The sequence below is a fragment of the Candidatus Phytoplasma meliae genome (assembly GCF_016876135.2).
Genome location: NZ_JACAOD020000018.1, coordinates 17,092 through 41,839, shown reverse-complemented (window position 1 = coordinate 41,839; position 24,748 = coordinate 17,092). Strand labels below are relative to the sequence as shown.

At 28.2% G+C, this 24,748-nt stretch carries 22 protein-coding genes; 4 read left to right on the top strand and 18 right to left on the bottom strand.

Annotation, left to right across the window (positions count from 1 at the left end; translation table 11 throughout):
* Window positions 1-114: 114 nt before the first annotated feature.
* Window positions 115-711, bottom strand: a complete 597-nt coding sequence (rpsD, locus tag CHTY_RS03440) for a 30S ribosomal protein S4 (RefSeq protein WP_203552424.1) — start codon at window positions 709-711, stop codon at window positions 115-117.
* A 620-nt stretch (window positions 712-1,331) separates the two neighbouring features.
* On the opposite strand from rpsD, the gene CHTY_RS03435 reads away from it, so the two are divergent.
* Both CHTY_RS03435 and CHTY_RS03430 read left to right on the top strand, forming a co-directional pair.
* Window positions 1,332-1,616, top strand: coding sequence for a hypothetical protein (locus tag CHTY_RS03435; protein WP_203552423.1), 285 nt, complete (start codon window positions 1,332-1,334; stop codon window positions 1,614-1,616).
* A gap of 56 nt (window positions 1,617-1,672) precedes the next feature.
* Window positions 1,673-1,942 (top strand): hypothetical protein, encoded by a 270-nt coding sequence (locus tag CHTY_RS03430; protein ID WP_203552422.1) that lies wholly within the window; start codon window positions 1,673-1,675, stop codon window positions 1,940-1,942.
* Window positions 1,943-2,106: 164 nt separating this feature from the next.
* Here the strand turns inward: CHTY_RS03430 and CHTY_RS03425 are convergent, their stop codons facing one another.
* The 5 genes from CHTY_RS03425 to rsgA all read right to left on the bottom strand — a co-directional run bounded on the left by CHTY_RS03425 (window position 2,107) and on the right by rsgA (window position 10,966).
* Window positions 2,107-4,848, bottom strand: coding sequence for a cation-translocating P-type ATPase (locus tag CHTY_RS03425; RefSeq protein ID WP_203552421.1), 2,742 nt, complete (start codon window positions 4,846-4,848; stop codon window positions 2,107-2,109).
* Window positions 4,849-5,035: 187 nt separating this feature from the next.
* On the bottom strand, window positions 5,036-5,848 hold the full coding sequence (locus tag CHTY_RS03420; RefSeq protein WP_203552420.1) for a YitT family protein: 813 nt from the start codon (window positions 5,846-5,848) through the stop codon (window positions 5,036-5,038).
* Window positions 5,838-8,582, bottom strand: a complete 2,745-nt coding sequence (ileS, locus tag CHTY_RS03415; protein WP_203552419.1) for an isoleucine--tRNA ligase — start codon at window positions 8,580-8,582, stop codon at window positions 5,838-5,840. The genes CHTY_RS03420 and ileS overlap by 11 nt, the downstream gene beginning before the upstream one ends.
* Before the next feature lie 194 nt (window positions 8,583-8,776).
* A complete protein-coding gene (gene ychF / locus CHTY_RS03410) occupies window positions 8,777-9,868 on the bottom strand; it encodes a redox-regulated ATPase YchF (RefSeq protein WP_203552418.1) in 1,092 nt (363 codons plus the stop codon).
* 144 nt (window positions 9,869-10,012) lie between these two features.
* Window positions 10,013-10,966 carry a ribosome small subunit-dependent GTPase A gene (gene rsgA, locus CHTY_RS03405; protein WP_203552417.1) on the bottom strand — a complete coding sequence of 318 codons (954 nt, stop codon included), beginning with the start codon at window positions 10,964-10,966 and terminating at the stop codon, window positions 10,013-10,015.
* Between the two features lie 341 nt (window positions 10,967-11,307).
* Between rsgA and CHTY_RS03400 the strand changes: the two genes are divergently transcribed.
* Window positions 11,308-11,736 carry an OsmC family protein gene (locus tag CHTY_RS03400; protein ID WP_203552416.1) on the top strand — a complete coding sequence of 143 codons (429 nt, stop codon included), beginning with the start codon at window positions 11,308-11,310 and terminating at the stop codon, window positions 11,734-11,736.
* 51 nt (window positions 11,737-11,787) lie between these two features.
* Here CHTY_RS03400 and CHTY_RS03395 read toward each other — a convergent pair whose 3' ends face one another.
* The 12 genes from CHTY_RS03395 to CHTY_RS03340 all read right to left on the bottom strand — a co-directional run bounded on the left by CHTY_RS03395 (window position 11,788) and on the right by CHTY_RS03340 (window position 22,932).
* A complete protein-coding gene (locus CHTY_RS03395; RefSeq protein WP_203552415.1) occupies window positions 11,788-12,129 on the bottom strand; it encodes a hypothetical protein in 342 nt (113 codons plus the stop codon).
* 7 nt (window positions 12,130-12,136) lie between these two features.
* Complete coding sequence (locus CHTY_RS03390) at window positions 12,137-12,349, bottom strand: YneF family protein (RefSeq protein ID WP_203552414.1); 213 nt, start codon at window positions 12,347-12,349, stop codon at window positions 12,137-12,139.
* Window positions 12,350-12,405: 56 nt separating this feature from the next.
* On the bottom strand, window positions 12,406-12,975 hold the full coding sequence (gene rsmD / locus CHTY_RS03385; RefSeq protein WP_246454103.1) for a 16S rRNA (guanine(966)-N(2))-methyltransferase RsmD: 570 nt from the start codon (window positions 12,973-12,975) through the stop codon (window positions 12,406-12,408).
* Window positions 12,972-13,553, bottom strand: a complete 582-nt coding sequence (gene yqeK, locus CHTY_RS03380; RefSeq protein WP_203552413.1) for a bis(5'-nucleosyl)-tetraphosphatase (symmetrical) YqeK — start codon at window positions 13,551-13,553, stop codon at window positions 12,972-12,974. The genes rsmD and yqeK overlap by 4 nt, the downstream gene beginning before the upstream one ends.
* Before the next feature lies 1 nt (window position 13,554).
* Window positions 13,555-14,124, bottom strand: a complete 570-nt coding sequence (locus CHTY_RS03375; RefSeq protein ID WP_203552412.1) for a YqeG family HAD IIIA-type phosphatase — start codon at window positions 14,122-14,124, stop codon at window positions 13,555-13,557.
* On the bottom strand, window positions 14,114-14,584 hold the full coding sequence (gene greA, locus CHTY_RS03370; RefSeq protein WP_203552411.1) for a transcription elongation factor GreA: 471 nt from the start codon (window positions 14,582-14,584) through the stop codon (window positions 14,114-14,116). Before greA ends, CHTY_RS03375 begins: the two co-directional genes overlap by 11 nt.
* Window positions 14,585-14,653: 69 nt before the next feature.
* Complete coding sequence (locus CHTY_RS03365; protein WP_246454102.1) at window positions 14,654-15,244, bottom strand: O-methyltransferase; 591 nt, start codon at window positions 15,242-15,244, stop codon at window positions 14,654-14,656.
* A gap of 24 nt (window positions 15,245-15,268) precedes the next feature.
* Window positions 15,269-15,706 carry a Holliday junction resolvase RuvX gene (gene ruvX, locus CHTY_RS03360; RefSeq protein WP_203552435.1) on the bottom strand — a complete coding sequence of 146 codons (438 nt, stop codon included), beginning with the start codon at window positions 15,704-15,706 and terminating at the stop codon, window positions 15,269-15,271.
* Window positions 15,707-15,813: 107 nt separating this feature from the next.
* Window positions 15,814-18,408: an alanine--tRNA ligase gene (alaS, locus tag CHTY_RS03355; RefSeq protein WP_203552409.1), complete on the bottom strand. Its 2,595-nt coding sequence runs from the start codon at window positions 18,406-18,408 to the stop codon at window positions 15,814-15,816.
* 106 nt (window positions 18,409-18,514) lie between these two features.
* A complete protein-coding gene (locus tag CHTY_RS03350; protein ID WP_203552408.1) occupies window positions 18,515-19,969 on the bottom strand; it encodes a 2-hydroxycarboxylate transporter family protein in 1,455 nt (484 codons plus the stop codon).
* 620 nt (window positions 19,970-20,589) lie between these two features.
* Window positions 20,590-21,474, bottom strand: coding sequence for a deoxyribonuclease IV (locus CHTY_RS03345; protein WP_203552407.1), 885 nt, complete (start codon window positions 21,472-21,474; stop codon window positions 20,590-20,592).
* 75 nt (window positions 21,475-21,549) lie between these two features.
* Window positions 21,550-22,932 (bottom strand): DEAD/DEAH box helicase, encoded by a 1,383-nt coding sequence (locus CHTY_RS03340; protein WP_203552406.1) that lies wholly within the window; start codon window positions 22,930-22,932, stop codon window positions 21,550-21,552.
* 910 nt (window positions 22,933-23,842) lie between these two features.
* Here CHTY_RS03340 and CHTY_RS03335 point away from each other — a divergent pair.
* Window positions 23,843-24,709: a MetQ/NlpA family ABC transporter substrate-binding protein gene (locus tag CHTY_RS03335; RefSeq protein WP_246454099.1), complete on the top strand. Its 867-nt coding sequence runs from the start codon at window positions 23,843-23,845 to the stop codon at window positions 24,707-24,709.
* The last annotated feature ends 39 nt before the right edge of the window (window positions 24,710-24,748 follow it).

Sequence of the window (24,748 nt, the reverse complement as noted above, 5' to 3'; positions counted from 1 at the left end):
GAACGAAAGAAACTTTAAAATATAATATGGATTCAGGTTGGTTTAATAAAGTTGTTTTGTGAAGCGACAAAAAAACATTACACAAAAAACACCCTATTTCAAAGGGTGTTTAAATTATCTATTATAATATTCAACTATTAATTGTTCATTGATTTCAGACAAAAATTCATTTCTTTGAGGATATCTAACATATTTGCCAACTAATTGTTTATCTAAAGAAACATAATCCAAACGAACAAATTTACTTTTCAAAGCTTCTTCAACAATCTTTAAATTTTTTGATTTTTCTCTTAAAGTAACAGTTTCTCCTGGTTTCAAACGATAAGAAGCAATGTCGGTTTTTTTACCATTAACCAAAATATGGCCATGATTAACTAACTGTCTTGCTTGTGCTCGAGTTTTGGCAAAACCCAAACGATAAACCACATTATCAAGGCGTGATTCTAATAATATCAAAAACATTTCACCATGAATACCTTTTAATTTACTAGCGTTTTCAAAAATTTTACGAAATTGCTTTTCTGATACGCCATAAGTAAAACGTAATTTTTGCTTTTCTTGTAATTGTAACCCATAATTACTTAATTTAGAACGCTTTTGACCGTGTTGTCCTGGCGCATAAGCTCTTTTACGTAATTCTTTTCCGGTTTCTGTCACAGAATAATTAAGACGTCTTGAAACCTTCCAAAGTGAACCTGTATATCTTGACATTAGTTTTAACTCTCCTTTTATTAAGGTAAAGTTTCATAACTTCAATCATTAACAATCACCTGCTTTCCTTTCTTTCTCAAACAGCAAAGAATTACTTAGAAAAGTCTCTTAAAGACCAGAGATTTTTTTAATGATTTTAGCTATCACTGTTTTACCATCACTAATATTTTATAAAAAAAGAGAGCAATAGTCAAGTTTTTATTGCATTTTCTTATAATAAAGTTGTTTAATGTGTTTTTAGTGTTAAAGGGGATACACAAATTTAATGTAATGCGTCAATAAATATCATTGACATATCATATAAATATAAAACATATCAGTTATTTCATAATCATTATTGTTTTAATAACGCCAACCGATAACACTAATCGTTATTGATAATATTTTTTTAAAATATAAAAAGCTAAGTGGATTGCTGAGATATAAAGGTTGTGTGAGTATAAAACTTGTTTTTTTTTGTTTTTCGTGTATAATTATAGCTAGTAATTGTTTTTTTAATCTCATAAAAGAGAAAAGATTACTATTGCATATAGCTAGTAATTGTTTTTTTAATCTCATAAAAGAGAAAAGATTACTATTGCAATAAAAAGAAAAAGAAAAGGGAGTAAAAAGGGGAAAAAATGTATAATTATCAAAATGAATATCTTGGAGAAGAAATTTATGTATGTAAATTAAGTGGTGTTGCCAAAATAATATGGATTATTATAGGTATTTCAACTTTCGGAATTGGTTTAATTATGACATATCCTTTATTCAAAACTTTGGCTTATAATAGAGATATTCAAATACAAAATATGAAAAAACAACAACTTATATCTGAAATTATGCAATTACAACAAAATTTAAAACAATTAGAAAAAGATGTAGATATCACTAAATCATTAGCTTATCAAAAACAAGATTAAATAAAAAATAATTAATATTATATTAAAAATCAATATAAGGAGAAAAGCAATTAATTATGCAAGGATCATATTATCAACAACAAGGTTATTCACATCCCGAAGTCAAAACCCCTTTTAAGTTAAGTGGTGCGCAAATAGTTGGATCAATATTAACATTTGGAGGTTGTTATTTCTTGATGACTGTTTATAATGGTGGTGTTATTTTTAAACAAAACAGAAATCAAATCATGGGTTTAGCACAACAAAAAGCACAATTACAAGAACAAATAAAAGATTTAAAAGCTCAAAAAGAAAGATTAGAATTAACCCTACATTTAAAAAAATAACAAAAAAAGTTAAACTGTTTGTTTTATCAACATCAACGGTTTAACTTTATTTTTTTAATATTACTGTTTAATTTCATATCCTATTTTATCAAAATAAAAAAAAGATATATCATTGAATATTCAAATACGAATATTAATGATCTTTCAAAAACAAAAATAATCAATCAAACACAACTCTTTGTCATTATTTTTTTATATATTTCAACCACAATTAAAGGACATAAGGAAAAAAAGAAAATAATCAAATAATCAACACTTGATAAAGGCATTAATTTAAAAAGTGACCTGATAGCAGGGATTAAAATAATTATTAATTGCAACAACAAACTAATACCAAAGGCTTTTCTTAAAGCAAGATTAGGTTTTAATTTAAACATAGATACCTTAAAACTACGTAAATTCCAAACATGAATTAATTGAGAAATAGCAAGTACCATAAAAGCAAAAGTTTGAGCATATTGATGATTGTATCCATGCCAATAATAACCAACCAAAGCAGCTAAAAAAGCTAATGAAGCAATTAAGCAGCCTTCAATCATAATTTTATAATAAATACTTTTATTTAAAAGATTTTCATTCATCTGACGTGGTTTTTGAGACATTAAGTTTTGTTCTTGTGGTTCCAATCCTAAAGCCATTGCTACTAGGGAATCTGTCACTAAATTAATCCAAAGAATTTGAAAAGCTGTTAAAATTTTAAAATCCCCGCCAAACCAATAACTACCAAATAAATTACTAAGTAAAATTAACATAATTTCGCCCACATTACAACTTAAAAGAAAAACTAAGCTTTTTTTAATATTATTAAAAACATTACGTCCTGCTTCTAAAGCTTTCACAATGGTAGCAAAATTATCATCTGTTAAGATCATATCAGATGCCATTTTAGCAACATGAGTTCCAGTAATTCCCATAGCAATACCAATATTAGCCTGTTTGATACTTAAAGCATCATTCACACCATCACCTGTCATTGATACCACAAAACCTTTTTTTTGCCAAGCTTTTACTATTTTTAATTTATGTTGAGGATTAGTGCGTGCATAAACTTTAATATATTCTAACTTATCTAAAAATTCTGCTTCCGACAAATGATTCAAAGTTTCCCCTGTAATTGCTAAATCATCACGAGTAGCTAAAATATTTAATTTTTGAGCAATCCCCATAGCTGTTTGGAGATGATCACCTGTAATCATAATAGGAGTCACATAAGCTGCTTGGCATTTGGCAATAGCTTGAAAAACCTCAGGACGAATAGGATCTTCTAAAGCTACCACTCCTACAAAAATAAGATTATATTCTGGTTGCAACACTTGATCAATTTTAAAAGCAGGATCAAAAGGCAAAATGCTATAAGCTATCCCCAAAACTCTTAAAGATTGCTGAGTTAATTGACTAATTTGTTTTTCTAAAATATGATTAATCCTGTCATCTTTAGGGATAATGCGCCCTTGATACATCACTTGATGACTTCTTTTTAATAAAACTTCAGGAGCCCCTTTAGTAATTTGATAAATAGTATTTTCTGCCATATTATGATTAAAAGTAGTCATTAATTTTCTTTGAGCATCAAAAGGAATTTCCCCTAAACGAACATATTTTTTTTTCCAAGTTAACACATCCATTTGATAAAATAAAGCTAAATTAATCAAAGCTTTTTCAGTAGGATCAGCAAAAACTTCTAATAACTTTTGATTAGGCTTGGGACTAATTAAAGCATCATTACATAAAACACCAAAAAGCATTAATTTTTCTAACATCAATCTATGAGGATTAAGAGAAAAGGCATGACATAAGGGAAGTGCAGCAATTAACGCATCAGCAGTAATAATTTGTTTAACAGTCATCTTATTTTGTGTTAAAGTACCTGTTTTATCAGTACAAATAACATTAACAGCCCCTAAAGTTTCCAAGGTTTTTAAATTTTTAACAATTGCATTTAAAACAGTTAGTTTCTTCATTCCTAAAGCCAAAATTAAAGTCATAATGATTAGCAAACCTTCAGGAATAGCAGCAACTGTTAAAGCAAGCGAATCTAAAAAAGTACTTTGTAAAATATCCCATTGCAAACAACCAAACCCAGTTTGTTTCAACAAAACGATCAAAGCATTCAAAATAACGATCATAGATATTAATAAAGTTAGAGTTTTGATTAATTTAGTTAATTTTTGTTCTAAAGGAGTTTTAGTAATTTGAGGTTTAGCAATAAAAGTAGTAATTTTACCAATTTCAGTTTTCATCCCAGTAGCAACTACTAACCCTTTGCCTCTTCCTTTTAAAACAACAGTATTCATAAAAACCATATTTACAAGTGATAAATCAGCTATATTTTTATTTTGCGGCAAAGTAAGTTCTTGTTTTAAAATAGCTTGCGATTCTCCTGTAAAAAGAGATTCGTCCACAGTTAAATTAAAACTTTCCAAAAGACGCATATCAGCAGAAACCAAATCGCCTGTTTCTAAAATAACAATATCTCCTGGAACTAAATTCACCATAGGAATCAAAAGATGCTTATTATCTCTAACAACTTTAACCCTAAGAGCTACTTTTTTTTCAACAAAAGATAATGCTTGTTGAGTTTTATTTTCATAATATATACTTAACAAAGCATTACCTAACACAATGAATAAAATAAAACATGCTTCATAAATTTCTTCATGTTTATTTTGAAAAATACCGATTGTTAAATTAATGGCTGCTGCCATTAACAAAATAATAACTAATAAATCTTGAAATTGTTTTTTTAATTTTTGATAAAAAGTTTCCTGAGTTAAAGCATTAATTTGATTATTACCATAAATAGTTAATCTTTGCAGGGCTTCTTGAGGCGAAAGTCCTTTATTAAAATCAGTTTTAAACATCTTGAGTAATTGTTCAGGAGTTTTTTGACTAAAGATTGTGTTCATTAAAAAAATCCTTTTATTTAATTAAAATATAAATGCAAATTCATATCAAGAAAAATAACTTTGGTTAGTGATGGTTTAATATACCCATGATCACACTTTTGTCTTTACAAATATTTTTCAAGCGCAACCAAAAGACCAAAAGCCAAACTGTTACAAAGCAGTTTGGCATAGTTTTAATAAATCATTTTTATTGTTCGCTTTTAACAGCAATTATGTTTATCATAAAACCAGTTAACTTAATTCTAACAAAAGCATATAAAAGCGGTAATAAAAGTTTCCAAGTTTCGTTTGGAAGACCCTCTAAAAAAAGGTTAGCAATAAAACCAATGAAAACTAAAACATATCCAAACACTTCAATAGTAACAGCGATATTTTTTTTCTTATAAACCCATAAGTATTTACCAATAATATCGATGCCACCAGTAGAAGACTTTAATTTAATAGGGATGGCATAAAAAAAACCAATAAAAAAACCAGCAAAAATAGCTCGTGAAAAATCAGAAACAAAATCAGCTTCTGGAGCGAAAAGACCAAAAAAACGTTCACTCTTTTGTAAAAAACCATCTTTAACAGCTACGTGAAGCAACATCCCCATTAAAGGTAAAAATATAGCTGCTAAGGCAGTGGTAACAGTAAAATATAAATCTAAATAACGATAAGAAATAAACCATAAAAAAGCAATGTTGACAACCAAATAAAAAATCATCCCAAAATTAGTAATCTGATCATAAGACAAAACACCCATTTTAGACAACAGTTTACCAATTAAATCACCTAAACCATGAATACCACCAGGATAAAGATCAGTTTTGTACCCCTCCTTACCACTTGGTCCTCCAGTACAATTAATAGCCCAAACAGAAATCAAATCATATCCTATTAAAGCCATAAAAACAATTAGTAATTTTTTTAATTCTGCTCCATATTGGATTTTGCTTGGCTTTGGGTTTAATTTCTTATGGTTGGCACCATGATTAATGTTGATATTATCATTTTTCATCCCATTCACCTTTCTTTTCTTGATGGTTTAAAATATTATGGCAACGAAAGCATAAATCTTGATTAATATGGGGAAGGACTACATTCCAACATCTTTGACACGGATATCCATTTGCTTTTTCAACTTTAATTCCCAAAACATCTTTTGATACTAAAGTCACTTTGGAAACAATAAACAATTGGTGTAACTGTTCTTTGATTTGCAACACATCACAAACATAAAGATGTTCTTTTGTTAATTCTAAATGAAGATGTGCTTGTAGGGAGGAATTAATAATTTTACTTTGTCTTGCTTTTTCTAAAGTTTGTAACACGTTTTTTCTCAATGCTAAAAAACGATGGTATTCTACTAAAAGATGCTTGCCTTCATAATGATGCAATTGTGGCATCGACTCTAAATAAACATCTTCATGATCAAAAAAAGGACAAAAACTATAAGCTTCAGACGTAGTATGTGGAATAATAGGAGTCAACACTTGTAAAAAACCTAATAATAAATCATAAATAGTTGATTGAATCATTTGGCGTTCTAAATGTTCCTCTTTTTCAATATATAAAATATCTTTACTAAAATCAAAATAAAAAGCACTAATTTTATTAGTAATAAAGGGGAAGAGATTCCTGATAATCGCTTCAAAATCATAAACTTGATAAGAATGAAGTATTTTGACTACAATTTCTTCCCAATCAAGAATCACAGCTTGATGAATAGGTTTACGTTGATCCCAAGTCAAATAATGCTGATCTTTATCAAAACGAGCTAAATTGCCCATCATAAAACGCAAGGTATTTCTAATTTTACGATACATATCTTCGACTTGATTCAAAATAGCATTATTAATGCGAACATCAAAATTATAATTAGTATTAGCTACCCATAACCTCATAATATCAGCTCCTTTTTGAGAAGCAATGGTTAAAGGATCAATAATGTTTCCTAGGGATTTACTCATTTTTTGACCCTTACCATCTAAAACAAAACCATGAGTAATAACAGTATGATAAGGGGCTTTTTGAAAAGCAGCAACAGAAGTAATCAAAGAAGAATTAAACCAACCACGATGTTGATCGTTGCCTTCCAAATAAAGGGCACTAACATCAGTTTGATATCTACGTTTAATCACGCTATAAGAAGTTCCTGAATCAAACCAAACATCCATAATATCAAGTTCTTTAGTAAAAATACCATTAGGACTATTCGAATGTTGATAATTCGGAGGCAAAAGTTGCTGACAATCCCATTCATACCAAATTTCAATACCGTGTTTTTCAAATAAATTAGCCACATGATTAGTAACTGCCAAATCTAAGATAGGTTCTTTGTTTTCAGCATAAAAAATAGCAATAGGAACTCCCCAAGTTCTTTGACGACTAATATTCCAATCTTCACGTTCTTGCATCATATTAGTCATTTTTAAATTACCCCATTGAGGCAACCAGTTAACTTGTTGAATTGCTTTTAATAAATTAGTTTTTATTTTTTTAAGAGAAACAAACCACTGCGAAAGCGCTAAGGAAATCACTGGTTTTTTAGTACGCCAATCATAAGGATGAGAATGGGTAATCACATCAACTTTTAATAAATAATTATTTTCTGATAAATCAGTGATAATAACATCATTGGCTTTAGTGTAAAATAAACCTTGATATTTTCCTGCACAAGCACTCATTAATCCTCTTTTATCAATGCTACAAACAACTTCTAAATGATATTTTTGACCAACAATAAAATCTTCTAAACCATGACCAGGGGCAATATGAACCAACCCAGTTCCTTCATTATCTAAAACATGGTCTGATAAAATGAAAAATCCAGTTGTAGGCACTAAAGGATTGCGATATGTTAAATATTCTAATTCTTTTCCTTGAAAAGTCTTAATAATTTGAATTGTTGCATCATCCCAAGCTAAAGCTTTTTTTAATTGAGGAAGCGCATTTTTACCAACTAAATAACGTTTGTTCAAAACATCTATTAATTGATATTTTTGATGAGGATGCACTGCTATAGCTTTATTAGCTGGCAAGGTCCAAGGAGTAGTAGTCCAAATAATTGCACAAGCATTTTGAAACAAACTATCCGAGGCAACAGCCATAGGAAAAGCAACATAAATGGAAGGAGATTGGTGCTCATGATATTCTAATTCTGCTTCAGCTAAAGCCGACTCTAAAGTAGGCGACCAATGAATAGGTTTAAGAGCTTTAAAAACAACTCCTTCAGCCACCATTTTCCCAAAAATCCTCACTTGATCCGCCATAAACTTAGGATCTAGGGTCAAATAAGGATGATCCCAATCTCCTAAGACTCCTAATCTTTGAAATTGTTTTTTTTGATTATCCACATTTTCTAAAGCAAACGCTTGACATTTTTCCAAAAGTTTTTGACGACTAGATAAATACTTGTCTCTATCTTTTTTAAGAACTGCTGCTTCAATAGGAAGCCCATGAGTATCCCATCCTGGAATATAAGGGGCATAAAAACCCTTCATACTATGAAAACGAACGATAAAATCTTTTAAAATTTTATTTAAAGCGTGTCCAATATGAAGGTTACCATTAGCATAAGGGGGGCCATCATGCAACATAAACATCGGAGCACCTTGATTTTGCTTTAGTTTTTTTTGATATAACTTTTGCTGATACCACTTTTGTTGAATATTAATTTCATTTTTACCCAAATTACCTTTCATGGGAAAATCGGTTTGAGGCATTAAAAGAGTATTTTTATAATTTTTCATAATCTTAACTTGTTTCCTTAATATTTATTGTATCTATATAATGACCATCACAGCACAACCATTAAAAAGCATGCAATCCAAAAACTAAAAACTATCTTATTAAAAAATGATTGCAACACGCGTCATAAGTAAAATTAAATTTAAAAACGAAAACGTTTGATATCTTAATTATTAACGCGCGTGCCAACGCACTTTTACACATTAAACCTAAAAGTAATAATATCGCCGTCTTGCACTTGATATTCTTTTCCTTCGATTCTCACTTTACCCTTTTCTTTGCTTTTTTGAAAAGTTTGAGCTTCTACTAAATCCTGATAAGCCACTACTTCAGCTTTGATAAAACCTTTTTGCAAATCTGTATGAATAATTCTAGCACATTCAGGAGCTTTAAGTCCTTTTTGAAAAGACCAAGCATGTACTTCTTTAGGGCCTGCTGTAAAATAAGTTTGCAATCCTAAAAGTTGATAACTAGCTTGAATCAATTGATTTAAAGCAGTTTGGATTAAACCATAATCTTTTAAAAACAATTGTCTTTCTTCCTCGGCTAAGCCTGACAACTCTTTTTCCAATTGCACACACATGGGCACAATAATTTTACCTTCTTGCGCGGCATGTAACGATACTTTTTGATAAAATTGATTATCTTTAATATTGGCTAATTCATTTTCTTTGACATTAGCTAAATAAAGCGAAGGTTTTAAACACAATAAATTAAAACTTTTAACCATTTTCATTTCTTTAACATCTAAACTCAAATCCTTTAAAGTTTGATTAGTTAAATGATATTTAATTTTAGTTAAAAGAGCTTCTTCTAATAATAACTCTTTATCGCCTTTCTTTTTTTGCTTCATTAACTTTTGTAAACGTTTCTCAATTTGATCTAAATCAGCTAAAGCTAATTCGGTTTCAATAATCTTAATTTCTTCCAAAGGATCGCCTTTCGTCATAACGTGAGCAATATTAGGATCTTGAAAACATTTAACAACGTGACAAATAGCATCAACACTACGAATATGACTTAAAAATTGATTGCCTAACCCTTCTCCTTGAGATGCACCAGCCACTAAACCTGCAATATCACGAAACTCAATTAAAGTAGAAATAATTTTTTGCGATTGAAAAATCTGAGCTAAAATTTGTAAACGAGGATCCTTGACTTCCACAACTCCTACATTAGGTTCAATAGTGGCAAAAGGATAATTGGCTTCTAAAACTTGCATTTTGGTTAAAGCATTAAATAAAGTTGATTTTCCTACATTCGGTAATCCAATAATTCCTATTTTCATTTTGTAACTCCTGTGCTCCTTCATTTCTTTATTTTGCATTTTTGTTGTTTTTAACGGGGGAGGTTTGCTCTTTGCGATTAAATCTAAATCCCACACAATAACAGCAATTAAAAAAATAATGTTATCATTGATGTTTACTATCTTTTATTTGTCTTGGTGTCTTGGATAACTTTTTTTCTCTTTTTTAATTTCAGCCATAAAATAAAGATAATTTTGATATCTCCAAAAAGGAAGGTCGCCGTTTTCCAAAGCTTGCTTCACACCGCATTTATCTTCTTGCAAATGTAAACAATTATTACCAAAAAAACAATCATGCACATAACATAAAAAATCAGGATAAAAATCCTTTAAATCGCCATAAACAAAATCATTTAAATCTAACTTCGAAAAACCAGGAGTATCGGCAATAAAACCATGATTAAATTCATATAATTGAGCATTTTTAGTAGTGTGCTTACCTCTGCCTAAACTTTCTGAAATTTCTTGTGTTTTTAAATATGCATCAGGAATTAATGCTTTTAACAAGGTAGATTTACCAACTCCTGTTTGTCCTGCTAAAACAGTAATTTTATTAGCAAAAATATCCTTTAAAACATCAATCCCAATTTGTTGTTTACTGTTCACAAAATAACAAGGATAAAATTTTTCATAATACGAAATTTGTTGTTTAACGTTTTCCAAATCATTTCTTTCAAGCAAATCAATTTTAGAAAAAACTAAAACTAAATCTAATTTTTGTTTCTTTAAAATTAATAAAAATTTATCTAATAAAAGCGTTTGAAAATGAGGTCTAATCAAAGAAAAAACCAATAATACTTGATTAATATTGGCAATGTTAGGTCTTTGTAATTCATTTTTTCGCACAAAAACAGTATCAATTAAATATTTATCATAACAAAATTGATAACCTACAATGTCACCCACCTTAATAATTAAATTCTTAGGTTTGCCATTAATTGTATTTGTTTTATTAACATCAAGATTCACATCAAATCCTTTTAAAGTGCCTCTTTTTCTAGCTTGTAAAAAAGTTTTACTTTCTAAATCTCGAAGATCATAAACACCAGCTAAAAATCTAATCACTAAAGCTTTTTTCAAACCACAAATCCCTTTTTTCTTTATATTACCAATAATACCAATTATTTCTATTTCGCTATTTTGTTAATCACTAACCGACCATAACTAACCAAAAAATAATAAAAATTGGATAGTTCATTGGAAGCAATTTCAAAAAAACACTAATTAATATTATTATAACATATAAGCATATTTTATTAACGCGCAAAAAAAATAATTAAATAAGGAAAATTATTAGTTTTGGTCTAGGCGAGATAACAAATGTATATCGCTTTATAAATGTTAATGTTATAATAAAAATAGAAATAGTAATTTTAAAAATAAAACAAAACTATTTTATAGATAAGGAAAGAGGATTTAAAATGATCATTTTTCAAACTACTACTTACTTTCATCCCCATTTAAATGATTTATGTTTTTTTGAAGAAAAAAGCGGCACTACTAAAAAATTAGTTTCAGCCTTAGAACCTAGTTCTAATCAATCAGGACCTAAAGATTTATTTTGTCTTTCTTGGGCTATCTGTTTTTATAAAACCTCTAAAAAAGTATTAGAAGAACAAGGGCAACAAGATAAAGATTTAAAAGTAAAAATTACTTTAGAAATGTTAAAAGATAAACAAGGTTTTTGTTTTAAACCAACTGCTATTTTAGGAATTGATCAGATGTCACTAGAACAAACCCAAATAATTTTAGAACAAACCCACCAAAGATGTCCTATTTCACGTTTAATTAGCCTTGATCCTCATGTTAAGGTTAAAGTAGCCCCTTATCATGAATTAATTACCCAATAAAACTTATTATCAAACAAAAAACACCTTTTTACAAAGGTGTTTTTTTATTATTTAATTATTTAAATACATTTTAGTTAAACGACGATTACCCTTAATAACTTTTTTAACTAAAGGATTAAGCATATAACTATTACATTTATGATTAACAATAGTGGTTTTAATCTCAATAATCTTTAACTTTAATAACTTTTTAGTAATAGCAGCATCTTTAGTTAACAAAAAATCTTTTTGACTCTCTTGTAAAAAACTTTTTAACACTTCTTGTTCTAATGGCTCGCAAGACAATAAATACTTTTTCATTTTATCTTTCATCTTATTTTGATAAAAATAATTCATGATCCAAAAAATAACAACAGTGAGTAAAATAATTACAATAACATAAACCTGTTCCATTACTCTTTTATTTAGCCTGTTTCATACTATTGACAATTTGACGAATTTGTTTTTCAGAAGGAGTACGCCCCATTTGACGAAACATCTCTTTAATTTGACGTTCATTAATAGGAGGATTCTTTTGTAAATATTTCTTAAACCAACGGAACATCAAAAAGGCTCCTATAATCCCTCCTAATACAACTCCCAAAAATAAATACAAAACACTTGATAACTCCATCTTTAAAGCTCCTTTCAATTATGTTTTATAATTGATATATAATATATATTATTCAACTAAATAGTCATTTTATGATAAAAATTAAGTTTTTTATTACCATAAATTTTAACTTTAACCAATTCAAATTCTTTCATGTGCAAAGGCAAATCAATCCTACGATGCGATTCACAAATAATAATACTTTTATCATGAGTTAATTGCCCTAAATAAACAAAAGTAGATTCATATAATGCTTTAAAGTAAGGAGGATCAACAATCACAAAATCAAAAATTAAATTCAATTTTTGCATTTTTTTTAAAGCCGCCAAGTAATGAGCATAAAAAATAACACTTTGTTCATCATCAAGCTTTAATTTACGTTGATTATATTTTAAAGTGTGAAAAGCTTTTAAGGAAGAATCTACAAAAAACACTTTTAAAGCATCACGACTTAAAGCTTCAAAACCATAAGAACCATTACCAGCAAATAAATCTAATAAAACTTTATCTTTAACAGCAGTTCCTAATATATTAAAAAGAGCTTCTTTCACTAAGGAACTAGTTGCTTTAGTATCCAAAGAAGGTACTAATTTAATTTTATGACCTTTATATCTACCTCCGATAATATTAGTAGTTTTAGTCATCATATATACTTACTTTTCATTTTAATATCACCTTTTAAAGATGTTAGAATAACTTTATAATCAGCAGGCAAAGGAACCCCCTTTTTTAAAAAATAATTAAAGTTATAATTTAACATTTCATAAACAGCTTGATGAATGTTACGATACGCCAATGTCTCAAAATATTTTTGTTGCGGATACTCTCTTCCTGGTTCAATTTTATCACTTAAAAAAACAATTTTATCAGCATAATTCATAGTCTTGTGACCCCAAACATGCTTTTTAATAGCATTTAAGATAACTTTATCGCAAACCTCTAACTCTTGTTTTAAAAAATTAGCCGCTGATAGCGCATGAAAGATAGAGGGAGTATTTTGATATTTAACCATACTTGCTGCTGTTAAATAAGGTTTTTGTTGTTCCAAAGAATCATTTTTAGTATAATCATGAAATAGAGCAGCAATTTGAATAGGCAAAATAGATTTGCGATAATATCTTGCCATTTTAGTAGCAGTACGATAAACCCTTAAAGTATGTGCTAAACGCGACGGATCACTTTTTAATTTAATTTCGACAACTTGACGAATTTGTTTCAATAACATATCACTTACCTTCAAAATCTTGAAATTTAGTTTGCCAAAGATGATAATGATTTACTTTTAATTTCTTTAAAAAACGCTTTTCTCGATAAAAACGATTAAACTTAGTCCAAATACTTTCTTGTTTAAGGTTTAAGGGTTTGACTAACAAAGAAGTAATATTGGAACGATTAGCCCCATTAATATCTGTATGTAACTGATCCCCAATCATCAAAATAGCTTCAGGTTTAAGATCGACTATATGCATTGCTTTTTGAAATGCTTGCTTTGAAGGTTTTTTCATCCATAAAGGCAAATGAATAAAATGAAAATCTTTAGTTAAAGCATGTTGTAATCTCTTATAAGAAGCATTTGAAAGAATCATAATTTTAAAAGAAACAGAAAGTTGCTGTAAAAGCTTTTTAGTCTTCATATCTAATTCTTTTTGCTGACCATCAACTAAAGTATTGTCTAAATCAAAAAATAAAGCTTTAATCCCTTTTTGTAAAAAATAATCAAAGGGAATATGGAAGACCGAAGGATAATAATATTTTGGTAAATAAAGTGATTTTAACAAGTTGTTGTTACTCCACATTTAAAATTTTAACCTTAAAAGTATTTCCAGTTTCACTAGTAACAAAAACCACATCTCCTATTTCATGTCCTTTAATATGTTTTCCCAAAGGAGAATCAATAGAAATTTTATCAGTAAAAGGATCTGATTCCAAAGTGCTAACTAATTCAATAGTTTGTTGAGAGCCTGAATTTAGAAGTTCTAAAAAGACCTTTTTCCCAATCCCAATTTCTTTATCTTTAGAAACTTTAGCTACTCGCACATTTTTTAAAATATTTTTAATTTCTAAAATACGATGTTCTATTAAAGCTTGTTCATTGCGGGCTGCATCATAATCAGCATTTTCCGACAAATCCCCTTGTTCACGTGCTTCTTTCAAAGCTTCCAAATTTTCTTTCCGTTTGACTTCTGTTAAATCAACTAATTCTTTTTTTAATTTCGCTATCCCTGATGGCGTTAATTCATAAACTGTGTTCTTCATCCCAAAAACTCCTTTAAACTTATTTTTAATAAAAGCATCATAAACTTATATTTACCATCCACTATTATTTTATCTTTTTTTATAAGAAATACTTAACCCATCGCCAATATTATGAAAAATAGTTGTAAAATCTGAATGATTTTCTAAAAAAGCTTTAAAATCATCCATTTTTTTTAAAATACCTTTATGTTTAGGTGTTGGTTGAGAACTATTTTGTTCATTTAAAAAAGCATTTAAATGCAGATTATCACAAATAATAATACCTTGAGGACGCAACAAAGAATAATACTTTAAAAATAACTTTTGATATTGAGCTTTGGCGGCATCAATTAAAATTAAATCATAAGTAGTTAAACAAGTTAAAGGATAAATTAAAGCTTCAGCCCAAATAATATTAATTTGAAAAGGAATCGCTTGTAAAAAATTTTTAGCCAAATGATAACTAAGAAAGTCTCTTTCTAAAGTATCAATGGTAGTATTTTCATTACTCATCGCCAAAGCACTATACCCAATAGCCGTTCCAATTTCTAAAATATTTTTAATTTGATATTGCTCCATTATTTGCAAAATTAAAGTTAAACTAGTATCTTGTAAAATAGGAATATGATGATCTTGAGCATATTTTTTTAATTTAGCTAAATATATTGTTTTATTAAACATCATGAGGTTACATATCCCTTCACTTTAACGTTTTTGATAATCTAGATAGTTTTGTAAGATAATAGTAGCTGCAATGCCATCTTTAAGTTGTTTAATCTTAGCTTTTTTTTTATTATTTTGTCTTAACATTGATAATGCTTGTAAAGTGGATAACCGTTCATCCCACAAAACCACTTCCACATCACGAAAAGCTTTTTCCAGTCTCTTTTTAAAAGTAATGCTTACTTTAGCTTTAATGCCAATATCATTATTCATATGTTTAGGATAACCTAAAACAATCATTTTTACTTGATAATCAGTAATAATTTTTTGTAAAGGTGATATTAATTGTTGATATTGATGAGATGGGAATAAAAGAGTAGTGAAATTTTGAGCAATCACTCCTGTTTGGGATAAAGCAATCCCCAAAGTTTTTTCCCCCAAATCCAAACCTAAATAAGAGTTTTTATTGATATTTAAAATAACTGATAACTCCTTTATGTGTCATAATTTTATCTTATATATGCGCGTGTGTGTGCAATATGATACCAAATAAAATGATAAAAAGCAGATATCAAGGGTGGATCACATTAACAAGTGTTAAATTTTTCTTTTAAAAATTTAATAACTTGCTTCATATTTTTAGTTATTTTAGTACCACCTTGTCCTAAAAAAGGACTTCCTCCGCCAGCACCTAAAGCTAATAAAGAAACTTCTTTCACTAATTGACCTGCATGTATAGTTTTACTTTTACACAAAAAAACCACTTTTTCAGAAGTCACATAACAAAGAAATAAAACTTCTAATTGCAAAGAATCAAAAAGATAATGCATCAAATATTTTAAAGCTTCTATAGGTTTTGGCTCTTCAATGATCACCAAAAGCTCTTTAGTGATGCGATCAGGCAAAAAACGATCTTTTTCTTGGATCAATTTATTTTGATGATATTCTAAGATTCTTTTTTCAAACAATAATAATTTTTGTTGCAATAACTGAACATATTGTTGAGCATTAACAATATCTTGATAACTTTGTTGTATCTTAGGAGCAACAGGAATATCAAAGATAACACCTGGTATTTCATTTTTTTGAGCTTTTTTGATTAAATCCTGTTGACTCTTTTGATAAAATGATAATTTATGAGTTATTTTTTGATTAAGATGAGCGCCACAAACTGCTTCTATCCGGTAAACACCTGAACTAATAGTCTCACAAGATAAAATAGCAAAACGGTTTAAAGCATAAGTATTTTTAGCATGAGTGCCACCACATAAATCAATAAAATCAGAGCCAATTTTAACTATTCTCACTTTATTATAATATTTTGCTTTTTGATTCTTTTCTAAAAGAGAACTATAACGTATTTGTGCTTCTGGCAAAGAAAGCTCTTCTATCTGAACACCTAAACGCTCGTTAATTTGGTGATTGATCCGCTGTTCTACCTTGATTAAAATTTCAGGAGTTATTTTTTCAAAATGATTAAAATCATAACGTAAAGAGTCAAAGCCAACCCATGAACCTTGTTTTTCAACATGCTTCCCTAATGTTTGACGCAAAACCTCTTCCAAAAGGTGAGTAGCTGTATGATGATAAGAAATTTGTTCCCTTTTATTTTGATCAATTTGAGCCACCACTTCTTGTCCTTCATGAAAATCACCTGTCACTTCATGCAAAAATTGACCATTAGGCAATTTAACAATATTTTTTACTAAAACACCATTAATAAAACCATCATCTGCTATTTGACCTCCCATAGGAGCATAAAAAGGAGTTTGCAATAACACTATTCCTTGATCAAAAACCCTTATCACTTTAGTTGTCACATGCCCCTGATGATAACCAACAAATTCACTTTTTTCTTTAAAATTCAAAAACTTTTCTTCTTGTTGATTCATATCAGCCATAAATAATTGCTTTTGTTTAGACATCTTTTGGTGTTGTTCTAATAATTTTTTAAATTCCAAATGATCAAAAGTAACATGATGTTTTTGAGCAGTTTCAATGATTAAATCTTCTGGGATGCCATAAGTATCATAAAGTTTAAAAAAATTACTTCCTGATAAATGCTTTTGATAGACACACTGCAAAAACCTTGCTTCTGCCGTTTTTAGTGTTTCTCCAAAAATATTTTCTTGTTGCAACAAAATTTTAGTTATCATATCTTGATTTTGAACCAACTCAGGATAAAAATCACGCATCATATTAACTGTTGCAGGAACTAACTTATGTAAAAAAGGACAATGTAAATTAATTTTTTTACCTTGATTAACCGCTTTTCTTAAAAGTTTTTTTAAAACATAACCTCTTTTTTCATTAGTTAAAACGGCCCCATCATTAATAGCAAAAACTAATGTTTTAAGATGATCGGCAATAACTTTAAAACTTGTTTGTCCTTGGTAAGTCACCTGCGATAATTGTTCTAAGGCTTTAATTAAAGGCAAAAAAAGATCAGTTTCAAAATTACTATTAGTATTTTGAAAGATAGTAGCAAAACGTTCTAAACCAGCTCCTGTATCAATATTTTTACTAGGAAGTTCAGGATATTGTTCCATAGGAATATTAGGATCACAATTGTATTGAGAAAAAACAACATTCCAAATTTCAATAAAACGATTATTTTCGATATCTTCTATAATTAATTCTTTATGACGTAAATCGTATTTGGGCCCTCTATCAAAAAAAATCTCCGTACAAGGGCCAGAAGGTCCGGCACCAATTTGCCAAAAATTAGTTTTTAAAGGAATTAAATGTTCTTTCTTCACTCCTAAATCAAGCCAATATTGATAAGTATCTTGATCTGTGGGAAAATAAGTAATATACAGTTTATCCAAAGATAAAGCAAACCATTGAGAAGCAGTTAATAATTCATAAGCAAAATGAATCGCTTCTTTTTTAAAATAATCACCAATGGAAAAATTTCCTAACATTTCAAAAAAAGTATGATGACGCGAGGTTTGACCAACATTGTCAATATCGTTAGTGCGAATACATTTTTGAATATTGGCAATTCTACGGCAAGCAGGAACTTGTGTTCCATCAAAATATTTTTTTAAAGGAGTTACTCCTGCGTTAACCCATAATAAAGTAGAGTCTTTATGAGGAATTAAAGAAAATGATTTTTCTATATAATGTTTTTTACTCGCAAAAAAATCTAACCACATTTTTCTAATTTCAAAAGATTTCATTAACTGTTCAACTCCTTTTTTCATTTTTGATGGGATGGTTTGGTATGATATTAATCATAAAACATAGAATTAGATAATATTATAAAACCATTAATAACTAAATCACTTACGTATTATAAAAAAAATTAAACACAAGATTCATAAAAACAAATATCATAGGTCCTACAATCCGAGTAGCAATATGGGCAAAATGAAGCAAATTCATACGATCAGTTGTTGACATAATACCAATATGACCCATGCTTCCTACACTATGAGAGCATAAACCTGCTGTCAAAGAAGCTTCTAAAGGATAAAAACCAAACTTTTTAGCTAACAAAAAGGCAACCAAAACAACTGTTAACAACGACACCAAAACCATAATAACAATTTTGAAATCAAACATGGATGCTTTTAAAGTTTGAAAATTAGTAGCAACCCCAAAACAAACTAAAGCTGCTGGAGTAAAATTAGTAACTGTAAATTTAGATAAGTGAAAAACATAATTTTGATAGCGAAGGGAGAGCAAATCAAATCTTTTAATGAAAATTAAAACAATAATCAAATAAACCATTGTATCCATTTTAAACAAAAATTGATTTAACATCATACAAACATTATACAAAGCAAAAACAATCATCATTCCCATACCAAGATTTTGATATGAATCCTTAAAATCATTTTGCTGCGCCTTAGAAGAAAGTTTTTTAATATCTTCTGTCTTAGTTATTTGATTAATTTCTAATTGTTTATGACCACTATAAATAGTTTTGTCAAATAATTTATAAAGGATTCCCCCTAACATAATAGCTAAAAGACGCGTTAAAATCAAAGGAGCAATCAAAACACTTCTAATTTTATCAGGAGCAGTAGTAATTAATGAATTTTTATTTTTAAAAACTATCGCAAAAGTTTCTTGAAAACGAGTAATACCTAAATTAGTACCACCACTTGTTAAAGGATTGCAAAAATAAACAATAGTATCTAAAAAGGGATTGCGCGAAATAAATCCATGTTCGCGAGGAGGATGATAATCTAATAAAACACCAACGCCACCTACTAACAAAAAAGAACAAAATAAAGCAATTAGAGTTAAAGGAATAAATTTAACAATAGATTTTTTTAACAAATTTTTATCAATCGCCAAAATACTACTAACAGTTACAATAGTAACAAAAAATTGAGCAAAATTAATACCAATACCCCATGAATCCGAGGAAGAAGGTTTATTAAAAAAGGCTTTATCAATCCGTTTAACCACTTCACCAGGCACAATGCCACAATCAGCTAAAAAGGAAGGAACCAAAATACAAAACAAAAAACCCAAACCAAACTTATTTAAATAAGGAATTTGATTACCCACAAAATTAAATAAACAACCAAATACCATAGTTAAAAACAAAGGAGTAATTAAGGGGTGCCATAATTTATCTATTTTACCTTCTTGATGAAAAAAACATATTTGCCCAATGGCAATAAGTAAAAAAACAACAAATATCAAGTATTTAAAACCAAAAATGGTTTTATTCTGACATATACTTGTAACATTAACATTTTTTTGATTATGATCACGTAGGTTCAATTTTAAAAATCCTTTATTAATTTATTACTATTGCATAAAGCATGCATCAAAAAAACACGCAAGCAAAAACATACCATTAAATACCGTTGCAACTATTCAAAACAAATAATAAATAGGCAAAATCATATTAGCGTAAGTGTAAATAAAAAACACTATTAATCAACCCAATAATTTAAGTTTTAAGTAAAAAACAACCCTTTTCAATTAAAAAAAGAGTTGTTAGCAAAATGAAATTATTTATATTTGCAGTTTTTTAAAATTTTTCAAATATCAATTACTATATCAACTTACCAAATAATTTAATATGTTTTAGTAAAAAAATTGATTTTGAAACAAAATTTAAATATTAAAAATAATAATATTAAACTAATAATAATTTTAATACTACTACGCAAAAGAGCAAATATCAAACTAACTAAAGAAGCTATAATTAACATTTGATAATTTACTTGGATACTGTTCCAAAAAGTCAAAATATTATGAATTATTTTTTGAATAATTATTTGAATTCCTTAACTATATTATTTTTTAGGGGTTTGATTGATCAAATTAAAAAATAACAAACACCAATATTAATTATAAGATATTTTTGTTATTTTATTGAAGTTTTCTTAAACATATTAAGGAAAAAAAGCTTTTTTTAATTCGGGATTAAATTTTTTATTTCTTATCATTTGAATTTCCTTTTGATAAGGGGCTTTCCCATTAATATAAGGAGTTTCTAAAATCTTTGGTATTTGCTCAAAAAAAGAATGCTTAGCAAACCTCATTAAAGCATCAAACCCTATTTCACCAAAACCAATATTTTCATGACGATCTTTACGACTAGCACAAATATTTTTAGAATCATTAAGATGAATAACTGAAATATGGTTAATTCCTAAAAGAAGATCTAAATCTTGTAAAAATAAAGTTAAATTATTTTTCAAATCATAACCAGCATCAAAAAGATGACAAGTATCAAGACAAAAGGAAACTCGTTGCTTATAATTAACCAAATGACGAATTTGACGTAATTCTTCTAAAGTTTTTCCCACTTCAGTGCCTTTTCCAGCCATAGTTTCTAAAGCAATTTTAATTTTTAAATGTTTAGTTTTTGCCAAAATCACATCTAAACCTTGAGCAATTAAAGCTATTGCTTGCGAAACTGATTGTTTTAAAGCATTTCCTGGATGCAAAACCATTTGATTAATCTTCATAGCGTCAAATCGCACTAATTCTTCTACTAAAAAATTAATAGCAAAGATCCTTTTATGTTCACAAGGATTAGCTAAATTAACAATATAAGGGGCGTGCCCAACAAAATAATTAGTAGTTAAATTATTTTGAGAAGCCAGTTGTAAAGCTTGTGGAATTTGCAATTGACTAATACTAGTTCTTATAGTGTTTTGAGGAGCTCCACTATATACCATAAAAGTATTAGCTTGGTAAGATGAAGTATGTTTAATGGCGCCTAAATAGTTATCTGGTTTCTTCATTGGGACATGACTACCTAAAATCAACATAATAAAGACTCCCTTTTGTAATTTGATAAAGCTTGAAACAAGAAAACTAGTCTTAGAACAATTAAAGCATATATTTTAACTTTGGTTTGAACCTTGAGTTTGACTTTTTATTTTCTTTTTTTTCTGCTTCTTTAAAGATCTAATTTTCCCTTTTAATGTTTGCTTTTTAGGAAGATGATTGGAGCGAGAATAAGAATTAGCTTTTTTCTTTCTCGACAAATTTGCTTGTTTACCATCATTATTGTACTTTAGATCCCTATTTTTAACAATCACGCACTTATTTGTTTTATCAGATAACATTTTTGATGCACGCGAAGGGGTCTTAACTTTATTTGTGCCATCTTGGATCATGCTTTTTTGATCATGTCTTAAAAAACCTTCATGACTTAAAGAAGCATTATGAAAAACAATTCCCATTTGAGTTAATTTTTTAATTTTATCTTTTTCTTTAACATCGTAAAAATCATATAACACAATAACTTCCCCTTTTTTACCCATCCTTGCAGTTCTACCACTTCTATGATGGAAAAACTCTAAATGAGAAGGTAAATTATAATGAATCACACATGAAGCATCAAAATCAATTCCTCTTGAAGCCAAATCACTGGCAACAACATATTGATATTTTAATTTATGAATAGCCTTTAATTCTTGTTTTCTTTGTTTAACAGGGGAAGAAGCGTTGAAATTAAGTAATTTTAAACGGTCATCACACAAATTTTGAAAAATTAATTCTTGTTCTTTTTTATTATTAACAAAAATTAAAGCTAAATAAGGATTAAGTACTTTAGTCAAATGAATCAGAATTTGCAAACGATTAGAAACAGAAGCCTCTAACAGAAAAAAAGTACACTTAGAAGTATTTTGATGACGAACATCAATAAAATGAGCTTTTCCAAAATAACGATTAATAAAGGGTTTCATCGCCAAAGTAATAGTTGCTGAAAATAACAAAATTTTAGCTTTTAAATGATTAACCAAGGGTTCTAAAGAAGTTAAAAAAACTTGATCAAACATCATATCAGCCTCATCTAAAACCAAATAAGAAACATGTTTTAAATTAATTTTATGAAGTTTAAAAGCATATTCTAAAAATTTTTCAGGAGTAGCAATAATCAAAGAAGGTTGTTTTTTGCTAAATTGTGACAAGGCTTTTTGTTTATCCATTCCTCCATACAAAATTTTAGTAAAATTACTTTTTTCAACCTTTTTTAACATTTCCCACACTTGGAACACTAAATCATTGGTTGGAACCAAAATAATGGCTTGTAAAAAGGGTTTCTGAAAATCAATTTGACTTAACAAAGGAAGCAAATAAGCATGGGTTTTTCCTGTTCCTGTAGGAGCCACACCTACTAAATTACCTGGTTTGGAAAATTGCGCGAAAACTTCTTTTTGAATAGGGGTTAAAGTTTTAAATTGAAGTTGAATTATTTTTTTTTGAATATAGTTTTGCAAATTGAAAACCTCCTTGAATCATATATATTATATCAACTAATATCAACTAATGATAGAAACTATTTTTTTATTTACGCATTTATGTATTCACGTGTTTAACTATATTTTCATGAACAAACATGGATTATAGTGTATTTGTATTTTTTTCATAAATTAATGGTTCAAAAACACTAATTTCAAGTTAAAATAAAAGTAAGCCTTAGGCATAATTAAAAAAATAACAGTTTCCAATAATTTCAAATAATTGATATTAATTAATATTTCAAATAGCAAACCGCAATCACTCACAAAATATTAAAAATCCAAAAAAACAGAAGAAAGAAAGAAAATCGTTTATGGCACCTAAAAAAAATAATCAAGAACATAAAAAAAAGAAAAATCTAAAAAATAACCCACCACAAAATAAAAAAAACAAATTTCATACCAAAATTAAAATTTCTCATATTTTAGGATGGATTTTAATTATATCTTTATGTATAATTCCTATATTCCCTTTTATTGAGTTTTTGCGTAACTTAACACAATAAAAGCCAAAAAAATAAAATTAAGTTTTAATTACAATTATTTTCATATTGAAATTGAAAATAATCAATTCAACCATTCATAACAATCACTTATCACATCAAAAAACAATATAATAATGATATTAATTATCTTTTTTAGGATTATTTATTTTTATTATTTGTTTATAATATTAAAGTGGTTTTTCTATTAACTATTTACAAAAATAGATAAGCTTTAAACCTGAAACAGGTGATTTTTTTCATTATTAAACTTATTTCGTTTTCTTTAATTCATTTGGCTTCATTCGAATACACATTCCTTTCAATGCTCTTAAAGTAAACCAACTGGGTTTAACTTAAATAAGGTTTTATTCATCAAAAAAAAAAAAAAAGGGATTTACCAAATTATGAAAACTACCCAAATTGTAAAAATTGCAAGCCCTATGCAATCTGTCATCAACACTTTAAACAAAGCTAAAGAATTATTTAAAAACGATAACATTGACCTCCAAGTATTTAAAGTAGATTATCAAACCCATGAAGGGATTGAAATGTTATCAACAGGGAAAATAGATGGTCTTTTATACACCAACATTCATGTACTAAACGCTTTTAATGATTTTTTAAAAGCCAACAACCAAGAAATTTTAGAATTTGTCCAACCCTTTTACCATTCCAAATACGGGTTATACATCAACACTAAGCGTAACCCTATTTTAAAAAATTTAGCAGAAGTTAAAAAACACACCAATTTAAAAATTTTACTAGCCACTGCTTTTTCTTATATTGGTCCTTGTGATGTTCCTCGTTCCTTAATTTTATTAAACAAAATAGGTTTAATTACAATCAAAGAAACAACGCTCCAAACTAAAAAATTTAACCTTTCTTTTAATGATATTCAAAATCCTTATCAATTAGAATTTACTAAATCATCCCAAATCCCTGAAAAATTTTTAAACAATCCTCAAAAATATGATTTAATGGCTAATTGGCCTGCTTTTATGAATCCTTATCCTGATTTTTTAAAAATAGCTTCTAATATCGAAGGAACCGAAGAACCAACAGATGATTTTATTGCTTCTTATGCTATTGGTTTAGCTTGTCAAAAAAGTCACAAAAATAGTCTTGAAATAGCAACTTTAACCAAAATTTTAAATCATCCTCAAGTTAAAAAGTTTCATTTTCAAGAAGGTGGTCCACAACATGATTATATTATGATTAAGGATCCTCAAAAAGAAGCTCAAAAAATTAAAAAATTATGGTTAAAAAAATAACAAAATAATTAAATGTGGTACTTTAACAAAATAAAAAAT